Genomic DNA, 12,240 nt, shown 5'->3' with positions numbered 1-12,240 from the left:
GATCTCAGACTTGCTCTATTGGCGAGCGATGGCGCCACTTACGGCCAGGTGTATCGACCCGGCGGAATCTGCTCGGGTCAGGCCGCCAATCCGACCTCGGCGGGTGTCCGGATGCCGAGAGCCCGGTGTGGTCTCCTCGTGTTGCAGAACTGTATCCAGTCGCCGATCGCGCGGGTTGCGTGCGTCAGGCTTTCGAAGCGCTGCTGATGCACGCATTGCTCTTCCAGCGACCGGATCAGGCGTTCCATCATGCCGTTCTGCTGCGGGCAGTGGGGTGTGATGAACGCCTGTTTCAGACCGCAGCGTCGCACGAGCCGGGTGTCGTGCCGGGATGTGCACACCAACCCATTGTCGGCGCGGAGCAGGAACGGCGTCCCGACCCGGCCGAGCGTGCCGAACCTCGCGATAAGGGCGTGCTCGAGCGCCGGGGCTGCCGTCGTCGCCTTGCCTGAATGCGAGAGATGCCAGCCGAGGCCCTCCCGGGTGTGGCGATCCACGACAAGCGCAAGCCTGGCCCAGCGGTCCTTGCCTGTCCAGACCCGGCAGGGGGCCGTCGACCGGCGTTCGTTCGGGGCCGCGGCCACAGAGGGCATGGCCGCGATCCGCGGCCGCGCGCCCACCGGCCGCTTCCAGACCTGCCAGCCCCTGAGCCGGAAGTTCCGTCGGACCGTGTTCCTGTTGAACCCGAGACGGTGCGCAACGGTCCGGTAGCCGAAGGAGGGGTCATCCTCTATGCGCTTCCCGATCGGCTCGGCAAAGCGCGGGGCGACCTTCGGGGGCGCCCTGGCCGGCTTGCAGCAGACCGCACACCGCGACACACCGAACCGGGCGCAGAGCTTGGTCGGGGGCATCGCGACGCCGTCGGCGAGAAGGCCCTCGCGGAGCGTCCGGATCAATTGCCGTCCTCCCGCTCCACGAGGGGTATCGTCATGTTGGCGCGACAACGGGTGCATTTTCGCCGCTCCAGCGCCGCGGGCTGACTGTCCCGCGATTGCTATGGCTCTCGTCTGGATGCCAGCGCCCTCTCGAAACGGCGAAAGCGTCGAGTTCTGCCGGTACGAGGATCTTCAGCCGAGAGCTTCGATCGCTCATGCGGCCCGGCACGATCGGCGAAAGCCGCGCAACGGTCGCTGACAGATTGTGCGGTCTCGCCTTGCCACCAATTGCAACCGGAACCGGCACATCAATGGTCGCGATGCGATCGGCCCCAGGGACTCCTGTTGCGAGGAACGCGGCCCGATCCCGGCATCCCGCAGCAGAGAGCGCGGGAACGGAGCCGGGTCTTGCGGGCCTGCCATGTCCCCCGCATCCCGGCTCCGGGTTGCCGAATGGCGCTTCGCGTCACTCTCGCACGGCCTCAGCCCGAATGGCGAGCGGTCACGCCGTCCAGGATATCCGCCGTGTGCTCGCCCGCGCGGGGCGGGGCCTTGGGTGCCGCCGGCGGGGTGGCGGACAGCTTGAGCGGCGAGCCCACCAGCCTCAGCGTCCCGTGCAAGGCGTCGGGCACCTCGTGGACCAGCCCGCGGGCTGCGATCTCAGGCGATTCGAGCGCCTCGCCCACGCTCCGGATCTTGCCGGACGGCACGCCCGCGGCCCGCAGCCGGTCGATCCAGACCGCCGTGGGCTCGGCCCGGAAGACTGCCTGCAGCGCGGGGATCAATGTCTCGCGATTGGCGACGCGGGCGCGGTTGGTGCTGTAGCGCTCGTCCTCCGCGAGTTCGGGCCGGGCGATGACCTTGCGGCAGAGCGTCGCGAACTGCGTGTCGTTGCCAACCGCCAGGACGAAGGCCCCGTCCGCGCTGTCGAAGAGCTGGTAGGGCACGACGGTCGGGTGCGCATTGCCATAGCGGCGCGAGGACCGACCTGTCGCCAGATAGCCTGAGGCAATGTTCGCCGTCGCGGCCACGGCGCAGTCGAGCAAGGCAATGTCGATATGCTGCCCCTCGCCGGTACGCCCGCGGGCGATCAGCGCCGCGAGGATCGCCTGCACCGCCGACATCCCGGCCACCAGATCGGTGATCGCGACGCCATACTTCAAGGGCGGCCCGTCCGGCTCCCCGGTGATCGACATCAGCCCGCTCTCGGCCTGGATCGAGAAGTCGTAACCCGGCTCGCTCGCTCGCGGCCCGGTGCGCCCGTAGCCCGAGATCGAGCAGTAGATCAGTCGCGGGTTGCGCGCATGCACCGCCTCCCAGCCGAGTCCGAAGCGCTCGAGCGCGCCCATTCGGAAGTTCTCCACCAGGACGTCGGCCCGGTCGACCAGGCTGAGCGCGGCTGCGCGGCCCTCGTCGGTCTTGAGGTCGATATGCACCGAGCGCTTGGAGTGGTTGGCGCAGTGGAAATAGGTCGACTCGCCGCCGATCTCGGGCGGGCGCCAGCCGCGGGTGTCGTCGCCCTGGCCGGGCGGTTCGACCTTCCAGACATCGGCGCCGAGATCGGCGAGCGTCTGGGTGCACCAGGGGCCAGCGAGCACACGGGTAAGATCGAGGATGCGGACATCTTTGAGCGCGGTCATGCAGTCCCCTCAGCTCGCGATCAGGTGGAGGCCGGGGCCGAGATGGGCGGCGCCGTCGATCTGGATGAGCTGCCCGGTCATCAGCCGCCCGGCAGGGCTCGCGAGATAGGCGACGAGCTCCGCCACCTCCTCCACCGGGGTCGGCTCGCCCATGGGGGTCGCGGCGACCAGACGGTCGAGGATCTCGCGCGCGGCCTCGCCCGCGAGCCCTTCGGTGACGACCGTGCCCGGCCCGATGCAGTTGAGGCGGATGCCGTCCCTCGCCCATTCGAGCGCCAGCGAGCGGGTCATCCCGAGCACACCGGCGCGGGCTGCGATGGAATGCGCGAAGCCCATGCCGCCGCGGTCCACCCCCGAGAGCGACATCGAGACCACCGCGCCGCGGCGCGCCTTCAGGTGCGGATAGGCGGCCCGGGTGACGGCGAAGATGGCGTTGAGGTTGAGATCGACGACCGTGTTCCAGCCCTTCTGGCTGATCTCGGCGGCGGGGGCGAAGAACTGCCCGCCCGCGTTGTTGACCAGGAGGTCGAGCCCGTTTGCTGCCACCTGCTCCACAAGCGCCGTCACCGCATCGGTCTCGCGTACGTTGCAAGGGGTGTAGGCAAAGCTGCCCGCCAGCCCCTCGGCCAGCGTGGCGGTGCCGGCCAGCGCCTCCTCGCGCCGCCCGGTGCCGTGGACGGCCATGCCCAGCGCTGCGAGCCGCAGCGACACCGCCCGCCCGATGCCGGAGCCCGCGCCGGTGACGAGCCCTGTGGTCCCCGCGAGCAGCCCCGGGCGCAGCACCTCTTTTGGCGGTGTGGATGGCTCGGTCATCGGATTTCCTTTCCTGGGTCTGCGTTGTCGGCGGGCAGCGGGGGCGCGGGGCGCCGGTCGATCCGCTGGCCCGAGAAGCGCGCCGGGAAGACGGGCAGCCGCGCGCCTTCCGGCCCCTCGGAGGTCACGGCATCCGGACGGGTGGCCCGCAGCGCAGCGATAGCCTCCACCGGGTCGCGCACTGCGCCCGCGGGGATGCCGAGCCGCGCCATCTCTGCCAGCACCTCGTCGCGCGTGCGGCTGCGGGTCCAGGCCTCGACCGCGGCATCGAACTCGGCCGGGGCCGCCAGCCTGTCGCCAAAGGGTGCCGCACGCCCCCCCACCACCGGGGCGAGCCGCGCCCAGTAGTTGTCGAGCCCCGCATAGACATAGGCGTACCCGTCCGCGCAGGCATAGATGCTGGAGGGGGCGGAGGCACGGTCGCGGTTGCCGGTGGGCCCGTCGAGCGCCGCGCCTTCGCCCGCGAGGATCGCGGCCGGCCCGAGCAGCACGGCGGAGGCGACCTCGAGCATCGGCACGTCGATCACGACGCCCTCCGTGCGCCTGGGGTCGGCCAGCGCCATCGCGGTCGCGTAGGCCGCATAGAGCCCCGAGAAGTAGTCGACCGGCCAGGAGGTCGAAACCCGCGGCACGCCGTCGAGCCCGCCGTTCATCCAGGCGAAGCCGCTCTCGCACTGCGCGATGGTGTCCATGCAGGCGCGAGCGTCGTCCTGCCCGAAGCCCGAGATCAGCGTGACCACGAGATGCGGGTGGTCGCGCATCAGTCTCTCGGGGTCGCGGCCGAGCCGGGCGAGGGTTCCCGGCGCGATGTTGCAGACCACCGCATCGGCCGAGGCCAGAAGCTCGTCGAGCGCCTTCGCGCCGGCCTCCGTGCCGATCTCGAGCGTCAGGTTGCTCTTGGAGGTGTTGAAGCAGCGGTAATAGGCGCTGCCGTGCTCCGTGCCGGGCAGGCGGCGGGTGGCGTCGCCCCCGGGGGGCTCGACCTTTATCACCTCGGCGCCGAAATCGGCCAGGAGCTGCGCGGCGGTGGGGCCTGCGATGAACTGCGAGAGCTCCACCACGCGGCGCCCCTTCAGCGCCATGGGAGGACCGGCGGGGCTCATTCCTGCACCACGCGCTTGGCCTTGTGCACCGTGCGGGGCAGGGTGTCCGGCGGGAGCACCTCGATCTCGAAGCGCACGCTCAGCGCGTCGCGGAGCACGCTGCCGAGTGCCTCGCGCAGCCCTTCGGGGTCGGCGCCGCCGGCCGCCTCCACGCGGAGACCGATGCCCCTGAGCATGCCGGTGTTGGGGTCGCGCATCGCGTCGCGCACCACGAGCACGTATTCGTTGGAGGTGCCCGGATGGGCGCGCACGATGTCCTCGACCGCCGAGGGGAAGAGGTTCACCCCGCGCACGATCAGCATATCGTCGGCGCGGCCGAGCACGCCCCCCGGCAGCCGCGCATGGGTGCGCCCGTCCGGCGCGGGGCTGCTGTCCCGGATCACCACGTCGCCGGTCCACCAGCGCACCAGCGGGCAGGCCTCCTTGTCGAGATGGGTGAGGACCAGCACCCCGCGCTCGCCGTCGGCCACGTCATCGCCGGTCTCTGGATCGACGATCTCGACGAAGAGGAAATCCTCGGCGATGTGCGGGCCGATCTGGAGCGCGGAGTCCCAGGCGATGGGCTGGGCCTCGAGCGCGCCGTAGCAGTCGAACATCTTCGCCCCCCAGAGCCGCTCGATGCGCTGGCGCGTGCCGGGAACGCTCGCGCCGGGCTCGCCGCCCACCATCACGAGCTCGACCGAGCCTGCCGGCAGGTCGACCCCCATACCGGCCGCGGCCTCGGCAATATGCGCCATGAAGGATGGGGTGCCGATCACCGCGCGCGGGCGGTACTCGACGATCGTCTCGACCTGGCGCTTGGTGTCGACCGAGCCACCGGGGATCACCATCGCGCCGAGGTGGTGCGCGGCGAGGCTGGCGCCGAGGCCGCCCACGAACCAGGAATAGCCGAACATGCAGTGGAAGACGTCGCCGCGCCGCAGCCCCTGCGCATAGAGATACCGCGCGTAGAGATCCGCCCAGCGGCCGAGGTCGCCATGCGACCAGAGCACCGGAGCGGGCCGCGAGGTGGTGCCCGAGGAGAAATGCACCCGCGCCATGTCGCGCGCCTCGACGGCACGGAAGGTGCCGAAGGGCGGATCGGCGGCGAGCCCCGCCACATAGTCGGTCTTGCGCGTCATCGGCAGGCGCTTGAGGTCGGCCGCGCCGCTGAAGCCCTGCGGGTCGAACCCCGCCTCGTCGAACACCTTCGCGTAATGCGCGCTGGTGCGGCCCACGCGGGCGAGCTGGCGCGCCAAGGCCTCGTGCTGGAACGCCTCGATCCGGTCGCGCGACCAGAGCTCGCATTCGTCCCACACCGTGTCGGAATGCGGGGTTTTCGGCTCAATGAACATCAATTCCGCTCCTTCAGGATGCCGCGCACCGCGAACTCGGTCAGCATCTCGCCCAGCATCTGCAGATCGTCCTCGGTCTGGAGGCGGCGCGGGCGATACCAGATCGTCACCCAGTTGAGCGCGCCGAAGAACGGCTTGGAGAGCAGCCGCGGCGGCAGGTCGACGAAGACCCCCGCGCGGATGCCCTCGTCGATCACCTCGCAGAACAGCGCCTCATAGGCGTCGCGCAGGCCTACGATCTCGCGCATCGCCTTGGCGTGGCGCACGCTGTCGGAGGTGATCACATGGGTCTCGAGCCCCTGGACCGAGACCTTCTGCATCGGCAGATCGTGCAGCAGGCAATCGACATGCGCGCGCGCCATCCGCTCGATCCGCTGCTGGGGCGGACCGCCCTCGCGCGCGATGGGCTCGACCAGCTCGGTGAGCCGCCGCATCGCCGAGCGCTGGACATCGAAGTAGATCTCTGCCTTCGAGCGGTACCAGTGGTAGACGCGGCCCTTGGTGCTGCCCATGCGCTCGGCGATCGCGTCGATCGAGGTCGCGCGGTAGCCGAGATCCATGAAGAGCTCCGCCGCCGCCTTGACGATCTCCTGGCGCGGTGCGTCGGAATCGCCGCCCCTGGCCGCCTTGTTTGCGGCTTCGGGCTCACTCGGCGGCGGCATGGGCGGCATTCTTGGCCTCGACCTCGGCGCGGATGCTGCGGCCGAGGACGAGGCGCTGGATCTCGGAAGTGCCCTCATAGACCTCGAGGATCCGCTGGTCGCGGTAGAGCCGCTCGGCGATGCAGGGCTTGCAGTAGCCGTAGCCGCCCCAGACCTGCACGGCCGCATCTGCCGCCCGGTGCGCGACCTCGGAGGTGTAGAGCTTGGCCATCGCGCCCAGCGTCGAGACATCGCGCCCGGCATCGTAGGCGCGGGCGGCCTCGTAGAGCATCATCCGAGCCGCCGAGATCTCCACCGCCACATCGGCGAGGCGGAAGGCGACGCCCTGATTGTCGATGATCGGCTTGCCGAAGGCCTCGCGCGCGACCGCCCGTGTGGAGGCCTCGCGATAGGCCGCGAGCGCGAGCCCGAGCGACTGCGCCGCCACCATGATCCGGCCGACATTGAGCGTCTGGAAGGCGAGCTTGAGCGCGCGACCCGGCTCGCCGACGCGCGCGTCCTCGCCGACCACGATGTCGAGCTTGAGGTTCGAGGTCTGGGTGCCGCGGATGCCCATCTTGTCGGAGAGCTCGTCGATGACCGCGCCGTCCGCCTCCTTGTCGACCATGAAGGCCGAGATGCCGCGCGCGCCCGCCGCGGGGTCGGTCTTGACGAACGCCACATAATACCGCGAGGCACCGCCGTTCCCGATCCAGTATTTCTCGCCGCGCAGGCGCCAGCCGTCTCCCTCGGCCGTGCCGGTGGCCGAGATCGCCGCGGCGTCCGAGCCCGTGTGGCGCTCCGAGAGCGCGAAGCTGGTGCCGACACCCTTGGCCATCTCGCCGAGATAGAAGCGCTTTTGCTCCTCGCGCCCCGCCAGCAGCACCGGGAAGGCGCCGAGCTGCAGCGCGCAGAGGATCGCGGCGGTGGAGGAGCAGCCCTGGCCCACGGTCTCGACGATGGCCACCGTATCGACGAGGCTCGCGCCCCGCCCACCATATTCCTTGGGGATGAAGACCCCGGCGAGCCCGTGCTCGACCATCGTCTCGATGCTCTCCCACGGATAGCGCTGCTCGCGGTCGATCTCCTCGGCCAGCGGAGCGAAACGGGTCTCGGTGAGCCGCTCGGCCGTGGCCTTCCACGCCGCGGCAGAGCCGCCGAGCTCCGGTTCCCAGATCACAGACATCAGGTGGCTCCTTCGTTCTTGGCATTGGTCCGGGCGGGGTCGTCCGACCGGCGTATCCGGGCCGCGAGCGCCCGGGCTGTGCCCGCGATCCCGCCGGGCAGGAAGGCGAGCGAGACGATCAGCGCGCAGCCGAGGATGATGCGGTCGACGTCGCCGCCGAAGGAGAAAAACTTCTCCTGCACCAGGATCAGCGCCACGCCCATGAGCGGCGCGAGCAGCAGCCGCCGTCCGATGATGACGACCGCCGTCAGCATCAGGATCAGGAAGTAGGGCGAGAGGAGATCGGCACTGATATAGGCCCGCTGATAGGCATAGAGCCAGCCTGCCGCCGCCGTCATGGGGGCGGAGACCAGAAACACCATCAGCCGTGTCTTCTGCGGGTCGATCCCCGACATGGTCGCGAGCCTGGGGTTGAGATGCACCTTGAGCGCGGCGTTACCGAGGCGCGAGCGGCGGAAGGCCGAGACGAGCCACAGCGTCGCCAGCAGCAGCCCGTAGGCCACCGGCCAGAGGTCCCGGTCGGTCACGGCGCGGAAGCTCGCGATCCCCGCATCGACGGTGAAGAGCGGAATGCCGGCGATCCCGTCCGATCCGCCGAGCGCCGACCAGTTCTCCGCCAGCGTCAGCGCCACCACGGTCACCGCATAGGTCACCAGCGAGAACACGAACTCGCGCAGGCGCAGCGTGATGAACCCGACGAGCAGCGCCAGCGCCATGGCGACGGCGAGGCTCGCGACGAAGGTCAGCACCGGCGAGAGCCCCGCCTCGGTGGAGAGCAGCGCGGTCGCATAGGCGCCCGAGGCGAAGAACACCGGATGGCCGAGGCTCACCTCGCCGAGATCCGAGACGATCAGGTCGAGCCCGTAGGCCATCACCGCGAAGATCGCGATCAGCACGCAGGCGCTGTAGACCGCGCCTCCGCCGCCAAAGGCCGCGGGCACGAAGAACCCCGCAACCGCCAGCGCGAGAACCGCGATGGTGCCGAAAACCGTAGCCATCAGGCGCCTCCCGGTTTGGCCGCCAGCCCGCCGGGGCGCAGCACCAGCACGGCGATCAGCACCAGGAAGGCGGCGGGGGTGGTGTAGGCGGGCGAGACCAGCGCGCCGAAGAACGCCGTGAAAAGCCCAAGCGAGAGCCCCGCCAGATAGCTCCCCAGCACGCTGCCGATGCCGCCGAGCACCACCACGAAAAAGGTGATGATGACCTCCTCGAAGCCCATCGAGGTGAGGATCGGCGTCCTCGGCCCCACGATGGCGCCGGCCAGCGCCACCGCCGCGCCCTGAAAGGCGAAAACCCCGAAATAGACCCGCCGGACATCGACGCCAGCCAGGATCGCGAGCTTGGGATCCTCCGCCACCATGCGCGCGAGCCGGCCGAGGCGGCTCTTCGCCAGCACCAGCTGCAGCGCGATGAAGAAGGCCACCGTCACCGCGATGATGAAGAGGTCCTGCCCGGTGAACCAGATGTCGTTCCAGTAGACGTTGATCGTGGAGAATGGCGTGTCGAGGATCTGCCCGGTCGAGCCGAAGGCGATCGCGGCGACCCCGTGCAGCACATAGCCGAAGCCCAGCGTCACGATCATGATCGACACGAGGTCCTGGCGCAGCGTGAGCCCCAGCATCACCTCCTGCATCACGAAGCCGATGAGGACCCCGGCCAGCACCGAGGTCACCAGCGCGAGCGGGTAGGGCAGGCCGACCTTGGCCATCACCATCCAGGCGACGAAGGCGCCCATCATGTACATCTGCCCATGGGCGAAGTTGACCAGCCGCGCGACGCCCAGCAGCACCGTCCAGCCGATGGCGATCAGCGCGTAGGAATGGCCGAGGACCAGCCCGTTGAGGATCTGTTGACCGAGGTTCATGCCCGCTGGGCTCCCAGATATGCTTCGGCGATGCGCGGGTTGTTCCGCATCTCGGCAGCCGTGCCCTCGAGCACGACCTGGCCGCGTTCGAGCAGCAGCACCCGATCGACCACCTCGATGGCGGCCTTCACGTTCTGCTCGACCAGCAGCACCGAGAGCCCGTGCGCGCGCAGGTCGCTCACGCTCTGGAGCACGGTGCGCACGAGCTTGGGCGCGAGGCCGATGGAGGGCTCGTCGAGCAGCAGCGCCCGCGGCGCGAGCCGCAGCGCCCGGCCGATCCCCAGCATCTGCCGCTCGCCGCCCGAGAGCTGCGAGCCGAGATGGCCGCGCCGCTCCGCGAGCCGGGGGAAGAGCGCGTAGATCTCCTCCACCGAATAGGGTTTGCGCCCCTCGCCCGGATCGTCGATCCCCTCGGCGAGGTTCTCCTCCACCGTCATCGTGCCGAAGATCAGCTTGCCCTCTGGCACCAGCAGCAGCCCCTCGCGCACGCGCCGGTGCGTCGGCAGGGCCGAGATGTCCCGTCCGCCGAGCTGCACGCTGCCCTCGACCCGCGGCGCCCCGCGCGACCAGCCGGCGACGGCGTTGACCAGCGTCGACTTGCCGGCGCCGTTGCCGCCCACCACGCCGATGATCTCGCCATGGCCGAGGCTCAGCGCCCCGACCGAGAGCGCGAGATTGCCGCCATAGCGGACCTTGAGGTCCCGAACCTCGAGCAGCGCGCTCATGCCGCGCGCCCCAGATAGGCGTCGAGCACCTCGTCGTTCTCCTGGATCTCGGCCGGGGTGCCATGGGCCAGCATCCGGCCCTGATCCAGCACCACGATCCGGTCGGCGACGGACATGATGAGGTCCATGTGGTGCTCGATCACGACGAGGCTCAGCCCGTCGTCGCGCAGCCGCGCGAGCGCCACAACCAGCGCCTCCATATCGGCGCCGCCGAGCCCCGCCGCGGGCTCGTCCAGCATCAGCACCTCCGCGCCCGAGCCGAGCGCCAGCGCGATCGAGAGCATGCGCTGCGTGCCATAGGGCACCTCGGTGGGGTAGCGGTCGTGATAAAGCGGCGCGATGCCGAGCCGCTCCAGTGCCGCCGCCGCCGCGCGCCGCGCCTCGCCGGTGCGCCGGCGCTCGCGGAAGGGGCGGACGAGGCAATCCGCGAAGGAGGTGCCCCAGACGTCCTGGAGCACCGAGACCATGTTGTCGAGCACGGTCACGTCGTCGAAGAAGGCGTTCTGCTGGAAGGCGCGGCGCAGCCCCCGTTCGGCCAGCCCGTAGGCCGGCACGCGGGTGACGTCCTCGCCCTTCAGCACCACCCGGCCCTCGCGCGCAACGAGGTTGGTCACCGCGTCGTAGCAGGTGCTCTTGCCGGCGCCGTTGGGCCCGATGATGCCGAGGATCTCGCCGCGCCCGAGCCGCCAGCTCACGCCGTCGAGCGCCCTCAGCGCCCCGTAGCTCACGGCGAGCCCCTCGACCTCGAGGACAGTGTCGCGGACCTGATCGAGGACGGCGCTGCCGCCGCCCTCCCGCGTCGCATGGGCCGTGCCCTGCATCACTGCCCGGCCGCCCGCACGACGATCTTCTGATCGGTCACGTCGAACAGGTAGTGCTTGCTGCCGAGCTGGCCGTTGCCCTCGAAGGTCACATCGCCGAGGATCGTACCCGTGAACGACCCGCCGCGGATGCGCTCGGCGATGGCTTCCTTCTCCAGCGTCTGGAGCTCATTCGCCGCCATCGCCCAGACCTGCAGCGCGAGCGCGCCGAGCGCCATGAACTTGTCCGGCGTGTAGTCCATCATCTCCTCGGTCTTGGCGATGAAGGCGATGTTGGCCGGATTGCTCGCGAAGGGCTCGATCGAGGGGAAGTAGATGTCGGCGCCGATCAGGCCGTTGGCCGCCTCGCCGGCGACGTCGATCACGCTGGGTGCCACCGTGCCGACCGCGGCGACGAGCTGGCCCGGCACCTGGAGCCCGCGCGCCTGGCGGATCAGCGCCGGCATCCCGAGCCCCTCATTGGCGTTGATCGCGATGGTGACGTCCGGATTGGCGGACTTCACATTGGTCAGCGCCACGCGGAAATCGGCCTGGGCGAAGGGAAACTTCTCGACCGCGACCACCTCGTAGCTGTGCCCGATCGCCTTCAGCCCCGCCTCGATGGAGGCCTGCGCGCCTTCGCCGTAGGCGTCGTTCTCGGTCATGAAGGCGACGCGGGTCAGGCCGTTGTCGGCGATGTATCTCGCGATCACCGCGCCGTCCTGGGTGTTCGAGCTGTTGAGCCGCACCGCGAGCGGGTTGCCGCTGCCCGAGAGGATCGAATCGGCCTTGGAGATCGCCGTGATGTCCATGACCCCGGCGCGCGCGATCACCGGCTGCATGGCGAGCGTGACCGGGCTGTTCCAGCCCTCGATGATCACCGAGACGCCCTCCGAGATCAGTTCGGAGGCGCGCGAGACGCCGACCGCAGGGGTCGATTCGTCGTCGCGGATCAGGATCTCGATCGGGCGGCCCATCACGCCACCATTGTCGTTGACGATCGCGGCCATCGCCTCGATCGCGCCGCTCACGTGCTGGCCCTGCGGGCCGGCGCCGCCGCTCAACGGGAAAATGACCCCGACCTTGATCGGGTCTTCGGCGAGGGCCGGCGATGCGGCGGCCGCAAACGCAGCCAGAGCCGCGACGGCGACTTTCATCAATCTCATGGTTTCCTCCGCTGTTGGTCATCCGTGTTATCGTTGGCTGCATACTGATTGGTATGTTGAAACTCGTCAACCGATTCTCGCAGCGATGGCACA

12 protein-coding genes are annotated in these 12,240 nt (G+C 69.9%); all 12 read right to left on the bottom strand.

Translation table 11 applies throughout. The features are described from left to right. Window positions 1–77 precede the first annotated feature (77 nt). The 12 genes from QSJ97_RS20760 to QSJ97_RS20705 all read right to left on the bottom strand — a co-directional run bounded on the left by QSJ97_RS20760 (window position 78) and on the right by QSJ97_RS20705 (window position 12,147). Window positions 78–896, bottom strand: a complete 819-nt coding sequence (locus tag QSJ97_RS20760) for an integrase core domain-containing protein (protein WP_285674141.1) — start codon at window positions 894–896, stop codon at window positions 78–80. A 461-nt stretch (window positions 897–1,357) separates the two neighbouring features. After that, on the bottom strand, window positions 1,358–2,515 hold the full coding sequence (locus tag QSJ97_RS20755; protein ID WP_285674140.1) for a CaiB/BaiF CoA transferase family protein: 1,158 nt from the start codon (window positions 2,513–2,515) through the stop codon (window positions 1,358–1,360). A gap of 9 nt (window positions 2,516–2,524) precedes the next feature. Beyond that, window positions 2,525–3,328 carry an SDR family NAD(P)-dependent oxidoreductase gene (locus QSJ97_RS20750; protein ID WP_285674139.1) on the bottom strand — a complete coding sequence of 268 codons (804 nt, stop codon included), beginning with the start codon at window positions 3,326–3,328 and terminating at the stop codon, window positions 2,525–2,527. Continuing rightward, on the bottom strand, window positions 3,325–4,431 hold the full coding sequence (locus QSJ97_RS20745; RefSeq protein ID WP_285674136.1) for a CaiB/BaiF CoA transferase family protein: 1,107 nt from the start codon (window positions 4,429–4,431) through the stop codon (window positions 3,325–3,327). Before QSJ97_RS20745 ends, QSJ97_RS20750 begins: the two co-directional genes overlap by 4 nt. Further along, window positions 4,428–5,765, bottom strand: a complete 1,338-nt coding sequence (locus QSJ97_RS20740) for a phenylacetate--CoA ligase family protein (protein ID WP_285674134.1) — start codon at window positions 5,763–5,765, stop codon at window positions 4,428–4,430. The genes QSJ97_RS20745 and QSJ97_RS20740 overlap by 4 nt, the downstream gene beginning before the upstream one ends. Beyond that, window positions 5,765–6,427 carry a TetR/AcrR family transcriptional regulator gene (locus tag QSJ97_RS20735; RefSeq protein WP_285674132.1) on the bottom strand — a complete coding sequence of 221 codons (663 nt, stop codon included), beginning with the start codon at window positions 6,425–6,427 and terminating at the stop codon, window positions 5,765–5,767. Before QSJ97_RS20735 ends, QSJ97_RS20740 begins: the two co-directional genes overlap by 1 nt. Further along, on the bottom strand, window positions 6,411–7,592 hold the full coding sequence (locus QSJ97_RS20730; RefSeq protein ID WP_285674130.1) for an acyl-CoA dehydrogenase family protein: 1,182 nt from the start codon (window positions 7,590–7,592) through the stop codon (window positions 6,411–6,413). The genes QSJ97_RS20735 and QSJ97_RS20730 overlap by 17 nt, the downstream gene beginning before the upstream one ends. Beyond that, window positions 7,592–8,590 (bottom strand): branched-chain amino acid ABC transporter permease, encoded by a 999-nt coding sequence (locus tag QSJ97_RS20725; protein WP_285674129.1) that lies wholly within the window; start codon window positions 8,588–8,590, stop codon window positions 7,592–7,594. The genes QSJ97_RS20730 and QSJ97_RS20725 overlap by 1 nt, the downstream gene beginning before the upstream one ends. Continuing rightward, window positions 8,590–9,456 (bottom strand): branched-chain amino acid ABC transporter permease, encoded by an 867-nt coding sequence (locus QSJ97_RS20720; protein ID WP_285674128.1) that lies wholly within the window; start codon window positions 9,454–9,456, stop codon window positions 8,590–8,592. The genes QSJ97_RS20725 and QSJ97_RS20720 overlap by 1 nt, the downstream gene beginning before the upstream one ends. After that, window positions 9,453–10,181: an ABC transporter ATP-binding protein gene (locus tag QSJ97_RS20715; RefSeq protein ID WP_285674127.1), complete on the bottom strand. Its 729-nt coding sequence runs from the start codon at window positions 10,179–10,181 to the stop codon at window positions 9,453–9,455. The genes QSJ97_RS20720 and QSJ97_RS20715 overlap by 4 nt, the downstream gene beginning before the upstream one ends. Continuing rightward, entirely contained in the window at window positions 10,178–11,002 is an 825-nt protein-coding gene (locus QSJ97_RS20710) for an ABC transporter ATP-binding protein (protein WP_285674173.1), read from the bottom strand. The genes QSJ97_RS20715 and QSJ97_RS20710 overlap by 4 nt, the downstream gene beginning before the upstream one ends. Further along, entirely contained in the window at window positions 11,002–12,147 is a 1,146-nt protein-coding gene (locus tag QSJ97_RS20705) for an ABC transporter substrate-binding protein (protein WP_285674126.1), read from the bottom strand. The genes QSJ97_RS20710 and QSJ97_RS20705 overlap by 1 nt, the downstream gene beginning before the upstream one ends. Window positions 12,148–12,240 lie beyond the last annotated feature (93 nt).

This window comes from Paralimibaculum aggregatum, assembly GCF_030270585.1.
GTDB classification, from domain to species: domain Bacteria; phylum Pseudomonadota; class Alphaproteobacteria; order Rhodobacterales; family Rhodobacteraceae; genus Thermohalobaculum; species Thermohalobaculum aggregatum.
This window is presented reverse-complemented; position numbering and strand designations above follow the sequence as displayed.